The following is a 17,926-nucleotide window of genomic DNA, read 5'->3' as shown; positions in this document are numbered from 1 at the left end:
CGCACTCAAACTCAACAAGAAGCGATAATCTGCGTCAGCGTCCGCCGCTGACCGGCAGCAGCGCCCCGGTGACGTAGCTCGCCGAGTCCGAGAGCAGCCACAGCACCGCCTCCGCCACCTCCGCCGCGCTGCCGCCGCGCGCCATTGGCACGCCGGCCGACATGCGCGCGACCCGGTCTGGCATGCCCGCATTGGCGTGCAATTCGGTGTCGATCAGCCCGGGATTGACGGCATTGACGCGGATGCCCTGCGCCGCGGCCTCCTTTGCCAGACCAATGGTCAAGGTATCAACCGCGCCCTTGCTAGCGGCGTAATGAATCCATTCCCCTGCCCCCCGATCTCCGAGGCCCGGGAGGAGACGTTGACGATCGCCCCGCCCGCCGGCAGCATCGCCAGAGCGGCGCGGCAGCAGGCGGCGAGGCCCAACACGTTGGTGCGGAACACCGTCTCCCACACCACATGGGTGCTTTCGCGCAACGTTGCCTTCGACCCGGTAATGCCGGCGTTGTTGACCAGCGCATTCAGCCGGCCGAAGCGATCCCAGGTCGCGGCGAAGGTCGCCGCTACCGCTTGGGGCTCGCCGACATCGGCCTGCATCGCCAGCACCTGCGCACCGGCCGCCTTCGCCGCGGCCTCGGTCTCCGCCGCCCGGGCGGCATTGCCGGCATAGGTGAAGGCGACATCCCAGCCCCGCGCCGACGCCAGCCGCACCACCGCCGCGCCGATGCCCCGCCCGCCGCCGGTCACCAGCAGCACCTTCCTGTCCGCCATGGCCCTCCCCTTCCCCTTCGTTTGCGGGCAGCATAGCCCGGAGAAGAAGACGGAGGGAGCGATGTTCAGGGCGGACCTGTTCGCCGGCCAGCGCGTGCTGGTGACCGGCGGCGGCAGCGGCCTCGGCCGGATGATGGCGGAGAAGCTTGCTCAGCCTCGGCGCCGCCGTGGAGATCTGGGGCCGCCGCGGCCCGGTGCTGGCGGACGCCGCCGCCGCCATGGGCGCCGGCGTCACTCACCAGGTGGTCGACATCAAGGACCCCGAGGCGGTCGAGCGCGCGGTCGCCGCGATGTGGGAGGCTGGCCGCCCCGCGACCCACCTGATCAACAACGCCGCCGGCAATTTCGTCAGCCGCACGGAGGACCTCTCACCGCGCGGCATCCGCGCCATCAGCGACATCGTCTTCCACGGCACGCTGCAGGTGACGCAATCGGTCGGCAAGCGCTGGATCGCGGCGAAGGACGGCAACCACGCCGTCGTCTCCATCACCACCACCTGGGGCCGCACCGGCGCGCCCTTCGTCATCCCGTCGGCGATGAGCAAGGCCGCAGTGGATACGATGACGAAATCGCTGGCAGTGGAATGGGGCCGCCACGGCATCCGGCTCAACACGATCGCGCCCGGCACCATCCCGACGGAGGGAATGTATGCGAGGCTGCGCCCCGGCGACCACGATCCGACGGCGAAGGCGGCCGCGGCCAATCCGCTCGGCCGTGTCGGGAGTGCCGAGGATATCGGCAACCTCGCCGCCTTCCTGCTGGCGCCGAGCTGGATCAACGGCGAGACGATCGCGCTTGATGGCGGATCCTGGATGATGAATGGCGGCGGCTTCCGCGACTTCTTCGCCTATGGCGACGCCGAATGGGCCGATGCGCGCGACCGCATCAAGGCGCGCAACGCGGCCGATCGGACGCAACGTGATTAGCGCCGGCCGCCGCGCGGCGCTGGCCGCCCTGCTGGCGGCGCCCGCCATTGCCCGGGCGCAGGCCCGGATCGTCCGCCTGGTGCTCGGCTTCCCGCCGGGCGGGTCGGCCGACTTCCTCGGTCGTGCCATGGCGGAGCGGCTGGGCCAGGGGCTCGGCGCCACCATCGTCATCGACAACAGGCCCGGCGCCGGCTCGAACATCGCCACCGAATACGTGGCGCATGCCGACCCCGACGGCACCACGCTGCTGCTCGGCGGCAATTTCAGCCATGCGGTGAACCCGGTGATGTATCGCCGCGTCGGCTTCGACCCGGTGGCCGACTTCACCCCGATCGGCCGGGTCTGCGACCTGCCGACCATCATCGCGGTCAGCGCCGCCAGCGGCATCACCAGCCTGGGCGACCTGCTGGCGCGCATGCGGGCGAAGCCCGGCGCCTGGAACTACGGCACGCCCGGCATCGGCACGCCGAGCCACCTGGCCGGCGCCATGTTCAGCCGCGTCACCGGGCTCGACTGGACGCATGTGCCCTTTCGCGGCGGCGCGCCCTCGCTCACGGCGCTGCTGTCCGGCGATGTCGAGGTGATCATCGCCACGCCGCCGGTGGTGCTGCCGCAGATACGGGCCGGGAAAGTGGTCGCGCTGTCGCTCACCACGGCGAAGGCATCGCCGGTGATCGCCGGCGTGCCCGGCGCGGCGGAAGCGGGGCTGCCGGGGCTGGACATTGCCGGCTGGTACGGCCTCTGGGGCCCGGCGCGCATGCCGGCGGCCATACGCGACCGCTGCTTCGCGGCGCTGGGCCTAGCACTCGCCGACCGCGGGGTGCAGGAGCGCTTCGCCGGCGAGGGCCTGCGCGCCTGGCCGAGCGACGGCCCTGAGGAATATGCCGGCTTCATCGCCCGGGAGATCCCCTTCTGGGCGCAGGTGGTGAAGGACGCGGGAGCGACAGCCGAATGAGCACAAGCATCCATCGCTGGCCGGCGCAGCAGCGCGTCCGCACCGGCCGGGTCGCCGAAGCCCTGCCGCCGGAGGTCGCCGATTGCACCCGGGTGCTGCTGGCGACCACGCGGTCGCTGGCGAAGAGCGACATTGCCGCGGCCACCCGCCAAGCCCTCGGCGCGAAGCTGGTGGCGGAGCACGCGACGATGCGGGCGCATTCGCCGGTGGAGGACGTGCTGGCGCTGGCCGCCCTGCTGCGGTCGAGCGGCGCCGAGCGGGTGGTGGCGCTCGGCGGCGGCAGCGTCATCGACGGTGCCAAGGTCGCCTGCCGCGCGGTCTGGGCCGGCGCGGCCGACAAGGCGGCACTGATCGGGCTGGCGGTCTCGCGCGGGGCGGAGACGGATGCCTGGGACGCGACGGAGCCGGTGCCGCGGATCGTCGCGGTGCCGACCACGCTCTCGGCAGCCGAATTCGCGCCGCATGCCGGCTACACGGACCTGGAGGCCGGGCGGAAGATGCGCGCGGTGCAGGCGAGCCAGGTGCCGCGGGCGGTGATCCTCGACCCGGCGGCGATCCTCGAGACGCCGGCCAAGCTGCTGCTCTCTTCCGGCATCCGTGCGGTGGACCATGCGGCGGAGCGGCTCTGCGCGCAGGAGCGCGCGCCCTTCTCCGATGCCGTCTCCCACCAGGCGCTGACGATGCTCGCGGGGGCGCTGCCCACGATCAAGCGCGACCCGGACAACCCGGCGGCACGAGCGGCGGCGCAGCAGGCGATGTGGCTCTCGGTGATGGGCGGCTGGTCGGGCGTCGCGGTCGGGGCCAGCCATGGCATCGGCTATATCCTCGGCGGAGCCCGCGGCGTGCCGCACGGCATCACCTCCTGCCTCAGCCTGCCGGCGGTGATGCAGTGGAACGCGCCGGTCAACGGGGAAGCGCAGGCGGAGATCGCCCGCATCCTCGGCGGGCCAAGCGGGCACGAGGCGCTGCGGACCTTCATCCGCGGCCTCGGCCTGCCGACGACGCTGGCCGAGGTCGGCATCGCGGCCGAGGAAATCCCCGGCCTGGCCGCCCGCTGGGACGGCGGCCCGCCCATTGCAACCAACCCGCGCCCCGTTCGCAGCGCCGCGGATGTCGCCGAAATCCTGTCGCTGATGGTCTAGTCAACAAACTCACGGAAAAAGGAGGAACTTGGGAGAAGCCTCTCCCGGTCTTTCCTGCTTGCCTAGCCGCGGCAACCGGGGCGAGCATCGGCTCGCAACCGGGGCCAAACCCGGGCAGAGGAGGACGGCCCGATGGAATTCGGCTATTTTTCCATGCCTTCCCATCCCCCGAGCGGGGCCTGAAGGAAGGCCATGACTGGGACTTGCAGACTATCCGCTGGCTCGACGAGCTTGGCTTCTCGGAGGTCTGGATCGGCGAGCACCATACCGCGCCCTGGGAGCCGCATCCGGCGCCCGACCTGCTGCTGGCGCAGGCGATGTTGCAGACCAGCCGCATCCGGCTCGGCCCCGGCGGCTTCCTGCTGCCCTACCACCACCCGGCGAAGCTCGCCAACCGTGTCGCCATGCTCGACCACCTGTCGGGGGGCGGCTGGATTTCGGCATCGCCGCCAGCGGCCTGCCGAGCGACTGGGCGATGTTCAACGTCGACGGCATGTCCGGCGCAGATCGCGACATGACGCGCGAGGCGCTCGACATCATCCTGAAGATGTGGTCTTCGGACGAGCCCTTCCACTACGAGGGGAAGTTCTGGAAGGTCGACAAGCCGGACACGATGTTCGGCTTCCTCAAGCCGCACCTGAAGCCGCTGCGAGGCGCCACATCCGCCGATCGGCGTGGCCGGGCTGTCGAAGAACTCCGACACGCTGAAGATGGCCGGCGAGCACGGCTTCCTGCCGATGAGCCTCAACCTCAACCCTGGCTATGTCCGAAGCCATTGGGACAGCGTCGAGGCCGGCGCGCGCAAGGGCGGCCGGACCGCCAACCGGAACGACTGGCGCCTGGTGCGGGAGATCTTCGTCGCCGACACGGATGAGGAAGCCTGGCGGCTTTCGGTCGGCGGCATGATGGGCCGCATGATGGGCGAGTACTTCCTGCCTCTGCTGTCGGATTTCGGCTTCAAGGAGTACCTCAAGCACCATCCGGACGTGCCGGACAGCGACGTCACCGTGGACTACTGCGCCAAGCGGAACTGGCTGGTCGGCTCGCCCGCGACGGTCGCCGAGAAGCTGGAGCAGATCTACGAGGATGTCGGCGGCTTCGGCCAGCTCTGCGTCTTCGGCTTCGATTACCTCGAGAATCCCGGCGCCTGGCGCAATTCGCTGCGGCTGATCCAGGAGGAGGTGATGCCCAGGGTGAAGCACCTAGTGCCGCAGCCGCCGGTGGCGACGCTGGCCGCCGCACAATAACGCCCATAGAGATGGCCGCGGCGGCAATCCCGCCGCGGCCGGTCGCGTTGTCGCTGCCGTACCTGCCGGGAGAACGACAATGCGAATGACCTGCCTTGGACTGTTGCTGCTGCTCGGGGCCTGCGGCCCGGGCGGCATCCAGCCCGGCGCGCGGTATTCCGGCATGCCGGACACCATCACCGGCGACGCCCAGAAGAATCAGGCGACCGGGACCATCAGCACGGGCGGCACGGTCTGGTCGCGGCAGCAGGGCTACCTGACCACGCCGAGCCGCTAGCCGAAGCGCTCCACCGCGAAGGGCATCAGGTTCTGGTTCGGTGCCGGGCCGAGCATGGCCCGCGCCAGCAGCGCCCCGGTTGGCGCCGACCCGGTCAGGCCGAGATGGCCATGCCCGAAAGCACACCACAAGCCGGGCCAGGATTTCACTGGCCCCAGCACCGGCAGGCTGTCCGGCAGGCAGGGGCGGTGGCCCATCCAATGGCCCGCGGCGCCGTCCGTCCGGGCCTGAGGGAAGGCCTTCAGCAGGTCTTCCAGCAGCAGCGCCCCCCGGCGCGACGTCGGCGGCGCGTCCAGCCCGCCGAACTCCACCGTGCCGGCGACGCGCAGGCCGCCCTCCATGGGGGAGATGAAGGCCTTCCGGTCGGCCGGCACTACGGGGCGTTGCAACGTGATGCCCGCATCCGGAAGCATGACATGGTAGCCGCGTTGGGTCTCGAGCGGGACGCGTAGGCCGAGCGGCGCCAGCAGCCGGGCCGACCAGGCGCCGGCCGCCAGCACCACCTGGTCCGCGGCGATGGGGCCGGCCGCCGTCGCCACGCCGGCCACCCGGCCGCCCTCGGTCAGCAGCGCCCGTACCGCCTCCCGCCGGATCATGCCGCCCAGCCGTTCCACGCCGCGCGCCACCACCTCTGCCTGCCGCTGCGGATTGACGCTGCTGCCCTGCTCGCGGATCAGCAGGCCGAGCGCGTAGTCGCCCCGCATGTCCGGCTCGAGCTCACGGATCGCCTCGCCACCCTCGAGGAATTGGATCCGCATGCCGTGCTGCTGCCGCAGCGCCCAGCCGCCGGCGTCCTTCGCGTATTGGGCGCGGTCCCGGTAGAGATAAAGCTGCCCGGTCTCCCGGATCAGGTCGAGCGCGCCTTCCTCCGCCAGGATCCGCCGGTGCTCCTCCATCGCATTGCCGAGCAGGCCGGACAGCGCCTCGGCAATGGCGGCGACGCGGGCGGGACGGGCGCTGGCGACGAAGCGCATCAGCCAGGGCGCGGCACGCAGCGCATAGCCCGGCGGGATATGCAGCGCGCCGGCCGGGTCCAGCAGCATGCCCGGCACCTGCTTCAGCACGCCCGGCATGGCGAGCGGCGCGACCGAGCCCGCGCTGATCGCGCCCGCATTGCCGGACGACGCGCCGCTGCCTGGCGCCGCCCCATCCAGCACCGTGACCGCGGCGCCGGAACGCGCCAGGTGCCAGGCGACGCAAAGCCCGACGATGCCGGCGCCGACGACGATGATCCGCTGGCTCATTCCGGCTGCACGCCCGTGCGGGTGGCGATGCGCTGCCACTTCGCCTGTTCCGCCGCGATGAAGGCGCGCGCGGCGGCCGCATCGCCGCCCAGCGGCTCCAGCCCGCGCTCGCGGAAGGCGTCGGTCAGGGCCTCCCGCATCGCCACCTGGACGGTCTCGCCGATGCGCGCCAGCACTGGGTCCGGCGTGCGCGCCGGCGCGACCAGCGTGGACCAGGTGCTGCCGGCCAGGAAGGGAAAGCCGGCCTCCGCCGTGGTCGGCACCTCGGCCAGGGTGGCGGAGCGCGTGGCGCGGCAGAGCGCCAGCGCGCGCACCCGGCCGGACAGCAGGTGCGGCAAGGCGGAGGGAATGACATCGAGCAGCATCTGCACCTGGCCGGATACGAGGTCGGTCATCGCCGGCCCGCCGCCGCGATAGGGGATGTGGGTGATGGCGATGCCGGTCTCGACCCGCAGCAGCTCGGTCAGCAGGTGGTTCGCCGTGCCGGTGCCGTGCGAGGCGTAGTTGAGCCTGCCCGGCTGCTTCCGCGCCAGTGCGACCAGTTCGGCAAGGTTGCGCACCGGCAGGGCGGCATTCACCAGCACCAGGAAGGGCTGCTCGGTCAGCAGGGCGACCGGCGCGAAATCCTCCGGCTGGTAGGGGATGGCGCGCATCACCGCGCGGGCGATGGCCATTTCGGCCGAGGCGCCGACCAGCAGCGTGTAGCCATCGGGCGCGGCCTTGGCGACCAGGTCGGCGCCGAGCGTTCCGGCCGCACCGCCGCGGTTCTCCACCGTGACCGGCTGGCCCCAGGCGCGGAACAGCCGCTCCGCCAGCAGCCGCGCGGACGAGGTCGGTGCTGCCGCCGGCCGGGTAGCCGACGACCAGGCGCACCGGGCGGCTGGGATAGTCCGTCGCGGCCAGCGCCGGCGCCGCCAGCGCCATCCCCAGCATGGCCCGCCGCCCGAACCTGACCATCCGCGCCTCCCCTTGTTGCGCCAATGCTGCGGCGCTGCCGCGCGGCGCGCAAGCTTGACCGCGGGCGGGTGCTGCCGACTCTCCGGCTCCTGGAGGAAACAACGATGCGCATCACGCCGAACAATGCCGGGCTGGGCGCGCGGGTCGAGGGCATCGACCTGGCGGCGCCGCTGACGGACCCGGATTTCCGCACCGTGCTGCGCGCGCTCGGGCAGTATGGCGTGCTGTGCTTCCCGGGTCAGAACATGCAGGCCGCACACCTGGCCGAATTCGGCAGCCGCTTCGGCGAGCTCGAGGTGAACGTCGCCAACCTGTTCCATGCGCCGGACCATCCGGAGGTAATGATCCTCTCGAACATGAAGGATGCGGAGGGAAAGCCTCTCGGCCTGCACGATGCCGGCCAGGGCTGGCACACCGACATGTCCTATTCGCACGACATCGCCCTGGCCAATGCGCTGCATGCGAAGACCATCCCGATGCGGGACGGCAGGCCGCTGGGCGACACCCAGTTTCGCAACATGCACGCGGCCTATGACGACCTGCCGGCCGAGGTGGTGCAGCGGCTCGAAGGTCGAGTCGCCATCCATGATTTCGAGAAATTCTGGGAGGTGATGCGCACCCGCCCGGGCAGTATCCGCAAGCCGCTGACGCCGGAGCAGCGGGCGAAGAAGCCGCCGGTGCCGCAGCCGATCTTCCGCATCCACCCGATCACCGGTCGCCGCGTGCTGTACTGCAACCCCGGCTATGCCACGCGGATCGAGGGCCTGGAGCCCGCCGAGAGCGACGCAATGCTGGAATACCTGTTCCGGCACCAGGCACAGGAGAAATACCTGTATAGCCACGCCTGGACGCCTGGTGACCTGCTGATGTGGGACAATATCGGCACGGTCCACAACGCCGCCGCCGATTACGGGCCGGACGAGCCGCGATACATCCTGCGGGTGCAGGTAATGGCAACGCGCGATTATGCCGCGTTGGCCGCCTGAGATGAAGCTGGTCACCTTTCAGGCCGTGGATGCCGAGCGCATCGGCGCCGTGCTTGGCGAGAGCGTCGTGGGATTCCAGCCGGCGCTTGATGCCGCCCGCGCCGCGGCGGGCGAGCCGCCGCTGGTGCTGCCCAGTGACATGCTGGGGCTGCTGGCCGCCGGCGAGGCAGCCATGGTGCAGGCCGCTCGTGCGCTGGCCTTCGCCGCCCGGCCGGAGAACGCGGCGCTACGGCGGCCCCTGTCCGGCGTGCGGCTGCGGGCGCCGCTGCTGCCCGGCAAGATTCTCGGCGTCGGGCGCAACTATGCCGACCATGCCAAGGAGGTCGGCGGCCCGAAGCTGGCCGCGCCGCGCATCTTCCTCAAGCCGACCTCCTCGGTCAGCGGCCCGGGCGATGTGGTGCGCATCCCCGCCGCGGCGCTGAAGCCCGACTGGGAGGTGGAACTGGCCGTGGTCATCGGCCGCACCGCCTGGCAGGTCAGCGAAGGCCAGGCGCTCGATCACGTCGCTGGCTACACCGTGCTGAACGACCTGACCGATCGCGCGCTGCAATTCGACCACCCGATCGGGATGACCAGCTTCGGCAAAGGCCTCGACGGCTTCTGCCCGATGGGGCCCTGGATCGCCACGGCGGAGGAGGTGGGAGAGCCCTGGGCACTCGACCTGACCTGTCAGCTGAATGGAAAGGAGGTGCAGCACGGCAACACGCGCGACCTCATATTCCCGGTCGCCACGCTGATCGCCTGGCTGTCCCGGTTCGTGGCGCTGCACCCCGGCGACGTGATCGCCACCGGCACGCCGGCAGGCGTCGGGCATTTTCGCAGCCCGCCGGTCTACCTGAAGCCGGGCGACCGGCTGCGGCTGGAGGTGGAGAAGGTCGGCGTGCTCGAACATTCGATGGGAGGCCCGGCATGATCGCCCGCACGCTGGCGCTGCTTCTGGCGCTGGCCGGCACCGCTGCCGCACAGCCGAAGGCGCCAGGCACCGACTACCCGAACCGGCCGGTGCGGATCGTCGTGGCGCTCGCCCCAGGTGGCAATGCCGACCTCAACGCGCGGCTGGTGGCGTCGCAGCTTTCGGCGCAGCTCGGCCAGCAATTCGTGGTGGAGAACCGGCCGAGCGGTGGCGGCACCGTGGCCTTCGAGACGGTCGCGGCGACGCCGCCCGATGGCTATACGCTGCTAGTCGGAGCGCTGGGGTCGCATACGCTGAACGTAGGCCTCTATGGCGAACGGCTGCGGGTGCATCCGCTGACCGGCGTTGATCATGTGACGATCTCCAGCCATTCGGCCATTGCCGTCGCGGTGCAGCCGAGCCTTGGCGTGAAGACGCTGGCCGAGTTCCGGGCGTTGCTGGCGGCCAATCCGGGCAAGTACGACTACGGCTCCTCCGGCAACGGCACCACCGGGCATATCGCCGGCGCCATGTTGGTGCAATTGCTTGGCGTGCAGGCGCAGCACGTGCCCTATCGCGGCTCGGCCGCCGCCTTCACCGACTTGGCGGCGGGGCGCACCGCCTTCCAGGCCGACACGATCTCCTTCCTCTCGGACCACTTCAAGGCCGGCACGGTGCGTGGCATCGTCATCGCCACGCCCGAGCGTTCGCCCATGGCACCCGAGGTGCCGACCAGCGCCGAGGCTGGGCTGCCGGAATACCAGGCAACCACCTGGACGCCCTGGAGCACGACGCTCGGCACCCCTGCCGATCCGGCAGTTCCTGTATGAGCAGATCGCCGAGGCGCTGCATGTGCCGGCAGTGCGCGACCGGCTGCTGCAGCTCGGCAACACCATTCCCGAGGGCATGACGCCTGAGAAGACCCGCGCCTTCATCGCCAGCGAGATCGACCGCTGGGTGCCGATCGTGAAGGCGACCGGCGCCCGCGTCGACTGAACCGCTTCAAGGAAAAAGACGAAACCCATGGCCAAGAACGTCACCAGCGGCCGGCCCGTGCCGGCCGAGAGCATCCGGGCGCAGATCCACGCCATCCTGACCGCCTGGGGCATGCCGGACGACCACGCCAGGACCACCGCGGATGTCATGGTCGAGACCGACCTGATGGGGGTCGACAGCCACGGCCTTTCCATGCTGATGACCTATGAGCAAGGGGTGAAGGCCGGACGGCTGCAGATGCAGGCGCAGCCGCGCGTCGTCCGAGATACCGGGCCGACCGCGTTGCTCGATGCCGGCAACGGCCTCGGCCATCCGGTGTCGGCGCTGGCTATGAACATGGCGGTAGACAAGGCGCTTGCCCATGGGATCGGCGTGGTCGGCGTGGTGAACAGCCACCATTTCGGCGCCGCCGGCGCCTATGCCCGCATCGCCTCGGCGCGCGGCGTGATCGGCATGGTGACCAGCTCGGCCCAGGGCATCACCATGGTGCCGACGCGCGCCGCCATGCCGGTGCTGGGGACCAATCCGCTGGCCTTCGCCGCCCCCGCGAAGCGCAACCCGCCCTTCGTGCTGGACATGGCGACCACGACCGTTGCCGCCGGCAAGGTGAAGGTGCACCACCTGAACGACGCGCCGCTGCCGCCCGGCTGGGTGGTGGACGGCGCCGGGCAGACCATCACCGACCCGCACGAGGGCAATGCCTATGTCTTCGAGCGGAAGGAGGGCGGTATCACGCCGCTGGGCGGGATCGAGAACCAGGGCAGCGCCAAGGGCTATGGCCTGGCGATGCTGGTCCATATTCTGGGCGGTACGCTGGTCGGCGCCGCCTTTTCGCCGATCCACAAGCGCACCTGGACGCCGGACCAGCCGCAGAATATCGGCCACTTCTTCCTGGCGCTCGACCCCAAGGCCTTCCGCGAGGAAAGCGCCTTCGAGGGCGACCTCGACGACATCCTCGACGTGCTGCACGCGACGCCGCCCGCCGACCCGGCCGAGCCGGTGCTGGTTCCAGGCGAGCCGGAGGACATCATGCGCGCCAAGCGGCTGGCCGAGGGCGTGCCGGTGCCGGATACGCTGGACGAGCTGATCCGCGGCATCTGCGAAAGGTCGGGTGCGCCCTATCTGCTGCGGCCGAACAACTGAGGATGTTCGGGGAGGAAAATGCGTTTTCTTCCCAAATCCTGTCTCTGCTTTTTGTGGACCTGCCTGCGGCCTTAAGGCCGCACCGCGGGCGTCTCCACCACCAGCCCGCGGGCGCGCTGCGCCAGATAGGCCTCGAGCGCGACGTATTCCGGCGCGCCGGGCGGGTAAGGCTCCGACCGGACGCCGGCGATGCAATTGCGCAGCCGGCGCTGCAGCGATCCCAGTCCCTGCCATTCGAGGCGGTAGAGCGGATAGCCGTTGGCATGCCCCTCGGGGATGGTGCTGCCGGCCAGCTTGCGGCCGGCATTGTCGTCGTGGCACTGCGCGCAGGACAGGTTGAGCTGGCCGCGCCGCTCGCGGAACAGCGCCTCGCCCTGCCGCCGAGCCTCGTCCAGCCGCGGGTCGGGCTGCAGCGGCATCCCGCGCGACTGGTGCGCGACGAAGGCGGTCAGAGCCAGCATCGGCGCGCCTTCGCGCGGCAACGGCGGCTTGCCCTGCCGCGTCTCCCGGCACTGGGCGATGCGGCCGGTCAGGTCGGTCGGCGCCTGGCTCGCCGCGTCGAGCGCGGGGTAGCGCGCCGCAACGCCGCGCATGGCGGCGGCCGTGTGGCAGGATCCGCAGCCCTCCCGGTCCCACACGGCCTCGCCTTCCGCGACATAGAGCATGCCGGGATTGGCCAGGTCGTCGCGCTGCATCGCCTGCAGCCTCCGGCGTCATCGTCTCGAAGCCCGAGCGCGGCGCGGCCCCCAGCGTCAGCGCCGCCAGCGCCGCGGCCGCCAGTCGCCTCATGCCACCGTCAGCGCGCGGGTCTCGGTCTGCGAGAAGCCGTTGTCGCCCTCCCAGGTGAAGGCGAGGATGCCGCTCTCCTCCACGCGCAAGCTGAAGGTCAGGTATGGGTTGGCGGCGATCGCCGGATGCAACTCCGCCTCGAAGACCGGGCGATTGTTGTAGAGGCAGGTGAACCGTCGGATGATGTCGCGCTCCAGCATTCTGCCGTTCTCGCCGGATCGGAACCCGGTCTCCATCGGATGCTGGATCAACGTGCGGATCTCCACCACCTCGCCGCGCGTCGCAGTGGCGGGAACCCGAAGCAGCGTGCGCGCCATGGCTCAGCCCTCCACGCAGGCGGCGAGGGTGACGATCACCTGCGCCTCGCCGAAGCGGTAGCTGCCATCGCTCAAGGCCGCGACGGCCACCAGGCGCTGGGTATTGGACAGGCGGATGCGCGTGCCGATCCGCGCCGCGCCGGACCAGGGACCGAGCTTCGCAGTCAGCACATGCGGCAGCGGGTTGCGTTCGTTGAACAGGCCAATGGCGCGGACGTGCTCGGCCTCGGTCATCGGGCTCTCCACCTCGACCGAGACCGGTACGGTATTGCCGTTCTCGACCAGCGGGGGGATATCGAGCACGACGCCGCCGGGCCGCGGCGCGACGCCCTTGGTGAAGTCGAGGATCGCCTCTCCCAGCGCCTCCGGCGTCGCCCCCACCGGCCGCACCAGGGTGATCGCCAGCAGCCCGCCGAGCAGCGCCCGACGGTCAGTCACGCAGCGTGGCCAGGAAGGCGACGACATCCTCGATCTCCTCCGCGGTCAGCACCGTGCGGCCCTGCCAGGCGCGGCCGACGCGCACCAGCCCCTCCAGGCTGAAATAGGAAGGCATGATGGTGTCGGTGTTCAACCGCCGTCCATCCACCATCCGCAGGCGCAATTGCGCCTCGGTCAGCCGGGACCCGGCCCTGGTCAGGCTGGGTGCCAGGTCGCCCTGGAACCGCTCCTCCGGGAAAGGGCCACTGTGGCAGAGAAGGCAGAGCCCGCGCTGCCGATCCAGCACGATGGCCCGGCCGCGCGCCGGGTCGCCCGGCGCACCGGTGAGCGAGGCTGGGATGCCATCGCCCACCACCACCGGCTCCGCGGCCGCTCCGCCCCCGAGCAGGAGGAGGAGGAGCGCCGCGAGGATCCGCCTCACGCCCTCCGCAGGTCGGCGTGCTTCAACGGCAGCTGCCGCACCCGCCGCTTGCCGGTGGCGGCGAAGATCGCATTCAGCACCGCCGGCGCCGCGACCGCGATGGTCGGCTCGCCGACGCCGCCCCAGAAACCACCGGAGGGCATGACGATACTCTCCACCGCCGGCATCTCCGCCAGGCGCATGATCGGGTAGGTGTCGAAATTGGCCTGCTCCATCGCACCGTCCTTCACGGTGCATTCGCCATAGAGCATCGCCGTCAGACCATAGGCGAAGGAGCCCTCGATCTGCGCCGCGATCTGCTGCGGGTTGACGGCGTGGCCGCAATCCGTCGCCGCGGTGATCTTGTGGATCGTCACCTCCCCGGCCGGGGAGACGGAGACCTCGGCGCAGGCCGCGACATAGCTCCCATAGCCCATGATCTGCGCCAGGCCGCGATGCCGGCCAGCCGGCGCCGGCGTTCCGTAGCCACCCTTCTCCGCCACCGCATTCAGCACGGCCAGGTGCTTCGGGCTGCCCTTGAGGAGGGCACGGCGGAACTCCAGCGGGTCGCGGCCGGCGGCATGCGCCACCTCGTCGATGAAGCATTCCATGTAGACTGCGTTCTGGTTCACGTTCACGCCGCGCCAGAAACCCGGAGGCACATGCGGGTTCCGCATCGCGTGGTCGATGAGGAGGTTCGGCACGGCATAGCCGAAGGCGCCTTCCGCCCCGCCAGGATTCAGACCTTGGAAGACCCGGCTATCGGCGCCGCCCTGCAGCATCTGCGGCGCGATGCCGGCGATGATGGACTGGCCGGAGATGCGCATGTGCAGGCTGTCGAGATCGCCCTGCGCATCCAGACCCGCGGTCAGCTTGCAGGCAGTGATCGGGTGGTAGCGGCCATGCAGCATGTCCTCCTCACGCGACCACAGCAGCTTCACCGGCGTGCCCGGCAGTTCCTTGGCGATGGCGACCGCCTGGCGGACATAGTCCTGCCAGCCGCGCCGGCCGAAGCCGCCGCCGAGCAGCACCTTGTGCACCTCGCATTGTGCCGGGCGCAGACCGGCCGCCTCGGCGGCGGCGGCCAGCGACGCCTCGCCGTTCTGGGTCGGGCACCAGACCTCGCAGCGATCCGCGGTCCAGACCGCGGTCGCGTTCATCGGCTCCATCGTCGCGTGGTTCTGGAAGGGGAAGGTGTAGGTCGCCTCCACCGTCTTCGCCGCCTTGGGCAGCGCCGCCGTTGGCGTCGCCCGCCTTGTTGCCGACGAAGGCCTCCGTGGCACCCAGCCCCTCCTTCAGCGTCGCGTCGATGGTCGCCTGCGAGACGGCCTGGTTCGGCCCGGCATCCCATTCGATCTTCAGCGCGTCGAGCGCGGTATTCGCCTGCCACCAGGTCTCGGCGACCACGGCGACGGCGCTCTCGCCGACCCGGACCACCTTCTTCACGCCGGGCCGGGCCATCGCCGCAGCCTCGTCGAAACCTTTCGGCTTGCCGCCGAAGACCGGGCAGTCGCGGATCGAGGCATTGAGCATGCCCGGCAGCCTCAGGTCGGCGCCGTAGATCTGCTTGCCGGTGGTCTTATCCACCGTGTCGAGGCGTGGCAGCGGCTTGCCGGCGATGCTCCAATCCTTCGGGTCCTTCAACGCGATGTTGGCCGGCGGCGCCAGCTTCGCCGCCGTGACGGCCAGGGCTGCCATAGGTCGCGGTGCGGCCGGAGGCCGTGTGGGTGACGACGCTCCTCGCCGCGCGGCACTCGCCGGCCGGCACGCCCCAGGCATTGGCGGCGGCCTGCACCAGCATCATCCGCGCCGCCGCGCCGCCCTTGCGGACATATTCGTTGGATTCCCGGATGCCGCGGCTGCCGCCGGTCGAGAAATCGCCCCAGGCGCGGTTGCGCGCCAGGTTCTGGCCGGGCGTCGGGTATTCGGTGGTGACCTTGGCCCAGTCGCAATCCAGTTCCTCGGCGACGAGCTGGGCGAGGCCGGTCAGCGTGCCCTGTCCCATCTCCGATCGGGCGATGCGGATGACGACGGTGTCGTCAGGCTTGACGACAACCCAGGCGTTGATCTCCGGGACGCCGCCGGAGGTCGCGCCGGGCAGCGCCGTGGTCTGGGCCAGCGGCGCGCGGATGCCGAGGGTGAAGGCGCCGGCGGCGGCCGAGACGGAGAGGAAGCCGCGGCGGGAGAGCGGTGCGATCGCGTTCATGGTGGCGCTCCCCCTCAGCCGGCCGCGCCGGTGCCGGCCGCCTGCTGGATGGCGGCCTGGACCCGGTTGTAGGTGCCGCAGCGGCAGATATTGGTCATGCCGGTGCGGATGTCCTCGACCGAGGGCTTCGGCGTCTCGGCCAGCAGCGCAGCCGCAGCCATGATCATGCCAGATTGGCAATATCCGCATTGCGGCACGTCCAGCGCTACCCAGGCCTTCTGCACGGGGTGACTGCCATCGGGCGACAGGCCCTCGATCGTGGTAATCTTCTGTGCCTCGGTCACCGCCGAGACGGGCATGGAGCACGAGCGCGTGGCGACCCCGTCCACATGCACCGTGCAGGCCCCGCATTGCGCAATGCCGCAGCCGTATTTCGTCCCCGTCAGGCCGATCTGCTCGCAGATCACCCAGAGCAGCGGTGTCTCGGGGTCGACCTGCACCTCGTGCACGCGCCCGTTGATGGTCAGCTTGGCCATTGCTTGAACCCCCACACGCCCCGGCCGGGGCGGGCTATTTGCGTGGAGGATATGATAGATGCGGCACCGGGCGGTAGGGTCGGTCGCCCGACCGGCATCAAACCGGGCCGGGCATCGGCCATGGCCAAGCCGAGAAAACCGTGGCCCGCAACCATCGCCGCACCGTGATGCGGCATAGGGACCTGGAACGGGTCGATTGGCAGACTGGCCCATGACCTATTGCGGAGCCATGCCCGCCAGCCCGGTGCATGGCCCGAGCGCCGCGGGCCACCACTTATTCGCGGATATCGGCGCGGTAGATCTTGCTGACGATCCGCCAGCCCTCGCTGGTCCGGTTCAGCACCAGATAGTCGGTGAAGTAGCGCGGCGGCAGCTGGCAGGCGACCTTCACGAAAGCGGTCTCCGGCCCGCTGATATCCATCATCAGGATGCGGTCGTCGCGCTCGAGGCCCTTGCTCGCCGCGCTCTCGCGCTTCCGCACCGCCTCGAACCACGCATCGCGCGGCACGTCCACCACGCCGCCATCCTTCTCGCAGTACAGGTGGCTGACCGGATGGAAGGCGGCGGCGAGCTTGTCGGCATCGCCTTCGTAGAGGCCGTCGAAATAGGTCTGGATCACCGCCTCGATCTCGGCGACGGCGCTGGCCGCCATGGGGCGGCCGCTGGCATCGGGCATGGGTCTCTCCTCGTCTCTCCCGCGCCCATCCTGGCATGGAAGCCGGGGCCTTGCATCCGTGCCGTACCGCCCGATACTCGCGGCCAAACCGGGAGAGAACGATCCATGCCACTCGGCCGCCGCAGTCTGCTGGCCGTCCCCGCCCTGCTGGCGCCTTGCGCTCGTCGGGCCGCCCTGGCGCAGACCTGGCCGACCCGGCCCATCCGGCTGATCGTCCCCTACGCCACCGGCGGCGGCACCGACCTGCTGGCCCGGGCGATCGCCGAGGCGCTGCGTCCCGCCCTGCCGCATCCCGTGGTGGTGGAGAACCGCGCCGGCGGCGCCGGCGTCATCGGCTCGGAGGTGGTGGCGCGGGCGGAGCCGGATGGCCATACCCTGATGGCCGTGGTCTCGACCCATGTCGCCAACCGCTACTTCCTGCCCTCCCTGCCCTACGACCCCATCAAGGATTTCACCCCGGTCGCGCTGCTGTCGCGCAACACCATGGTGCTGGTGACCGGCGCGGCGCAGCCCTATGCGGACCTGCGCGCCATGCTGGACTATGCGCGGCGTAATCCCGGCAAGGTCGGCACCGGCAGCACGGAAAGCCTCTCCTCCTTCATCGGGCAGGAACTCGCGCGGCGCGCCAATGTCGAGATGGCGGATGTCCAGTACCGCTCCGGCGGCCAGCTTGATGAACGACATCGTCGCGGGGCACCTGCCGGTCGGCTGGACCAGCACCGCCAGCGCCATGCCGCACATGCAGACCGGGCGGGTGCGGGTCCTCGCCGCCTCGACTGCGACGCGGACGCCCTTCTTCCCGGATGTCCCGACGGCGCAGGAACAGGGCGTGGCGGATTTCGACCTGTCCGGCTGGGTCGGGCTCTATGGCCCGGCCGGCCTGCCGGAGGCGGTGGTGGCCAGGTTGCAGGAGGCGCTGAAGCGCGCCTTCGCCGACCCCACGCTGCAGCAACGCTTCACCGCCATGGGGATCGAGCCCGACCTTCGCCCCGCCGCCGGCCTGATGCAGGCGGCGCAGCGTGAGGACCGGCTCTGGGCCGCGGCTGCCGCCGCGGGACACATCAAGAAAGAGCAGTAGGACAACAGAC

Annotated in this window: 24 protein-coding genes and 2 pseudogenes; 14 read left to right on the top strand and 12 right to left on the bottom strand. The window is 70.6% G+C overall.

Going from position 1 to position 17,926, the window contains the following annotated elements; all coding sequences use genetic code 11:
- Positions 1–34 precede the first annotated feature (34 nt).
- Positions 35–283, bottom strand: coding sequence for an SDR family oxidoreductase (locus tag ACQ86J_RS31760; protein ID WP_431268645.1), 249 nt, complete (start codon positions 281–283; stop codon positions 35–37).
- Positions 280–771: an SDR family NAD(P)-dependent oxidoreductase gene (locus tag ACQ86J_RS31755; protein ID WP_431268644.1), complete on the bottom strand. Its 492-nt coding sequence runs from the start codon at positions 769–771 to the stop codon at positions 280–282. The genes ACQ86J_RS31760 and ACQ86J_RS31755 overlap by 4 nt, the downstream gene beginning before the upstream one ends.
- Positions 772–917: 146 nt before the next feature.
- On the opposite strand from ACQ86J_RS31755, the gene ACQ86J_RS31750 reads away from it, so the two are divergent.
- From ACQ86J_RS31750 to ACQ86J_RS31725, 6 genes and pseudogenes are all read left to right on the top strand, one after another.
- A complete protein-coding gene (locus ACQ86J_RS31750) occupies positions 918–1,697 on the top strand; it encodes an SDR family oxidoreductase (RefSeq protein ID WP_431268643.1) in 780 nt (259 codons plus the stop codon).
- Positions 1,690–2,652 (top strand): Bug family tripartite tricarboxylate transporter substrate binding protein, encoded by a 963-nt coding sequence (locus tag ACQ86J_RS31745; protein WP_431268642.1) that lies wholly within the window; start codon positions 1,690–1,692, stop codon positions 2,650–2,652. The genes ACQ86J_RS31750 and ACQ86J_RS31745 overlap by 8 nt, the downstream gene beginning before the upstream one ends.
- Positions 2,649–3,794 carry an iron-containing alcohol dehydrogenase gene (locus tag ACQ86J_RS31740; protein ID WP_431268641.1) on the top strand — a complete coding sequence of 382 codons (1,146 nt, stop codon included), beginning with the start codon at positions 2,649–2,651 and terminating at the stop codon, positions 3,792–3,794. Before ACQ86J_RS31745 ends, ACQ86J_RS31740 begins: the two co-directional genes overlap by 4 nt.
- Before the next feature lie 203 nt (positions 3,795–3,997).
- Positions 3,998–4,353 (top strand): annotated as a pseudogene (locus ACQ86J_RS31735) (LLM class flavin-dependent oxidoreductase); the annotation flags it as partial.
- 115 nt (positions 4,354–4,468) lie between these two features.
- On the top strand, positions 4,469–5,041 hold the full coding sequence (locus ACQ86J_RS31730) for an LLM class flavin-dependent oxidoreductase (protein ID WP_431268640.1): 573 nt from the start codon (positions 4,469–4,471) through the stop codon (positions 5,039–5,041).
- Between the two features lie 79 nt (positions 5,042–5,120).
- The gene (locus tag ACQ86J_RS31725) at positions 5,121–5,318 is read left to right on the top strand and encodes a hypothetical protein (protein ID WP_431268639.1); all 198 of its coding nucleotides are present in this window, start codon (positions 5,121–5,123) and stop codon (positions 5,316–5,318) included.
- On the opposite strand, the gene ACQ86J_RS31720 is transcribed toward ACQ86J_RS31725, so the two are convergent.
- Complete coding sequence (locus tag ACQ86J_RS31720) at positions 5,315–6,562, bottom strand: NAD(P)/FAD-dependent oxidoreductase (protein ID WP_431268638.1); 1,248 nt, start codon at positions 6,560–6,562, stop codon at positions 5,315–5,317. The genes ACQ86J_RS31725 and ACQ86J_RS31720 overlap by 4 nt on opposite strands.
- Positions 6,559–7,335 (bottom strand): tripartite tricarboxylate transporter substrate-binding protein, encoded by a 777-nt coding sequence (locus ACQ86J_RS31715; RefSeq protein ID WP_431268637.1) that lies wholly within the window; start codon positions 7,333–7,335, stop codon positions 6,559–6,561. Before ACQ86J_RS31715 ends, ACQ86J_RS31720 begins: the two co-directional genes overlap by 4 nt.
- Positions 7,336–7,623: 288 nt before the next feature.
- Here ACQ86J_RS31715 and ACQ86J_RS31710 point away from each other — a divergent pair, with 288 nt between their 5' ends.
- From ACQ86J_RS31710 to ACQ86J_RS31690, 5 genes are read left to right on the top strand one after another with little or no spacing between them, the layout of a single operon-like run.
- Positions 7,624–8,505, top strand: a complete 882-nt coding sequence (locus ACQ86J_RS31710; RefSeq protein ID WP_431268636.1) for a TauD/TfdA dioxygenase family protein — start codon at positions 7,624–7,626, stop codon at positions 8,503–8,505.
- A gap of 1 nt (position 8,506) precedes the next feature.
- Entirely contained in the window at positions 8,507–9,418 is a 912-nt protein-coding gene (locus ACQ86J_RS31705; RefSeq protein ID WP_431268635.1) for a fumarylacetoacetate hydrolase family protein, read from the top strand.
- The gene (locus ACQ86J_RS31700) at positions 9,415–10,227 is read left to right on the top strand and encodes a Bug family tripartite tricarboxylate transporter substrate binding protein (RefSeq protein ID WP_431268634.1); all 813 of its coding nucleotides are present in this window, start codon (positions 9,415–9,417) and stop codon (positions 10,225–10,227) included. Before ACQ86J_RS31705 ends, ACQ86J_RS31700 begins: the two co-directional genes overlap by 4 nt.
- Before the next feature lie 22 nt (positions 10,228–10,249).
- A complete protein-coding gene (locus ACQ86J_RS31695) occupies positions 10,250–10,393 on the top strand; it encodes a hypothetical protein (RefSeq protein ID WP_431268633.1) in 144 nt (47 codons plus the stop codon).
- Between the two features lie 27 nt (positions 10,394–10,420).
- Positions 10,421–11,536, top strand: coding sequence for an Ldh family oxidoreductase (locus ACQ86J_RS31690; protein WP_431268632.1), 1,116 nt, complete (start codon positions 10,421–10,423; stop codon positions 11,534–11,536).
- A 71-nt stretch (positions 11,537–11,607) separates the two neighbouring features.
- Here the strand turns inward: ACQ86J_RS31690 and soxA are convergent, their stop codons facing one another.
- From soxA to ACQ86J_RS31665, 5 genes are all read right to left on the bottom strand, one after another.
- A complete protein-coding gene (soxA, locus tag ACQ86J_RS31685) occupies positions 11,608–12,231 on the bottom strand; it encodes a sulfur oxidation c-type cytochrome SoxA (RefSeq protein ID WP_431268631.1) in 624 nt (207 codons plus the stop codon).
- Positions 12,232–12,321: 90 nt separating this feature from the next.
- Positions 12,322–12,642: a thiosulfate oxidation carrier complex protein SoxZ gene (gene soxZ, locus ACQ86J_RS31680; protein WP_431268630.1), complete on the bottom strand. Its 321-nt coding sequence runs from the start codon at positions 12,640–12,642 to the stop codon at positions 12,322–12,324.
- Between the two features lie 3 nt (positions 12,643–12,645).
- Positions 12,646–13,080 carry a SoxY-related AACIE arm protein gene (locus tag ACQ86J_RS31675; protein ID WP_431268629.1) on the bottom strand — a complete coding sequence of 145 codons (435 nt, stop codon included), beginning with the start codon at positions 13,078–13,080 and terminating at the stop codon, positions 12,646–12,648.
- Complete coding sequence (soxX, locus tag ACQ86J_RS31670) at positions 13,073–13,501, bottom strand: sulfur oxidation c-type cytochrome SoxX (protein WP_431268628.1); 429 nt, start codon at positions 13,499–13,501, stop codon at positions 13,073–13,075. Before soxX ends, ACQ86J_RS31675 begins: the two co-directional genes overlap by 8 nt.
- Positions 13,498–14,691, bottom strand: a complete 1,194-nt coding sequence (locus ACQ86J_RS31665; protein ID WP_431268627.1) for a xanthine dehydrogenase family protein molybdopterin-binding subunit — start codon at positions 14,689–14,691, stop codon at positions 13,498–13,500. Before ACQ86J_RS31665 ends, soxX begins: the two co-directional genes overlap by 4 nt.
- A gap of 29 nt (positions 14,692–14,720) precedes the next feature.
- Between ACQ86J_RS31665 and ACQ86J_RS31660 the strand changes: the two genes are divergently transcribed.
- On the top strand, positions 14,721–15,041 hold the full coding sequence (locus tag ACQ86J_RS31660) for a hypothetical protein (protein ID WP_431268626.1): 321 nt from the start codon (positions 14,721–14,723) through the stop codon (positions 15,039–15,041).
- Positions 15,042–15,059: 18 nt separating this feature from the next.
- Here the strand turns inward: ACQ86J_RS31660 and ACQ86J_RS31655 are convergent, their stop codons facing one another.
- The 3 genes from ACQ86J_RS31655 to ACQ86J_RS31645 all read right to left on the bottom strand — a co-directional run bounded on the left by ACQ86J_RS31655 (position 15,060) and on the right by ACQ86J_RS31645 (position 16,838).
- On the bottom strand, positions 15,060–15,686 hold the full coding sequence (locus ACQ86J_RS31655; RefSeq protein ID WP_431268625.1) for a molybdopterin cofactor-binding domain-containing protein: 627 nt from the start codon (positions 15,684–15,686) through the stop codon (positions 15,060–15,062).
- A gap of 14 nt (positions 15,687–15,700) precedes the next feature.
- Positions 15,701–16,162 (bottom strand): (2Fe-2S)-binding protein, encoded by a 462-nt coding sequence (locus tag ACQ86J_RS31650; RefSeq protein WP_431268624.1) that lies wholly within the window; start codon positions 16,160–16,162, stop codon positions 15,701–15,703.
- Between the two features lie 274 nt (positions 16,163–16,436).
- Positions 16,437–16,838: a nuclear transport factor 2 family protein gene (locus ACQ86J_RS31645; RefSeq protein ID WP_431268623.1), complete on the bottom strand. Its 402-nt coding sequence runs from the start codon at positions 16,836–16,838 to the stop codon at positions 16,437–16,439.
- 105 nt (positions 16,839–16,943) lie between these two features.
- Between ACQ86J_RS31645 and ACQ86J_RS31640 the strand changes: the two are divergent.
- A pseudogene (locus ACQ86J_RS31640) lies at positions 16,944–17,447 on the top strand (Bug family tripartite tricarboxylate transporter substrate binding protein); the annotation flags it as partial.
- Complete coding sequence (locus ACQ86J_RS31635; protein WP_431272604.1) at positions 17,353–17,916, top strand: tripartite tricarboxylate transporter substrate-binding protein; 564 nt, start codon at positions 17,353–17,355, stop codon at positions 17,914–17,916. The pseudogene ACQ86J_RS31640 and the gene ACQ86J_RS31635, both read left to right, overlap by 95 nt.
- Positions 17,917–17,926 lie beyond the last annotated feature (10 nt).

Origin of the sequence: Dankookia sp. P2 (assembly GCF_050632255.1) — a bacterium.
Taxonomy (GTDB): Bacteria; Pseudomonadota; Alphaproteobacteria; order Acetobacterales; family Acetobacteraceae; genus Paracraurococcus.
Note: the sequence above shows the minus strand (reverse complement) of the source record. Positions and strands in the feature narration are given on the sequence as shown.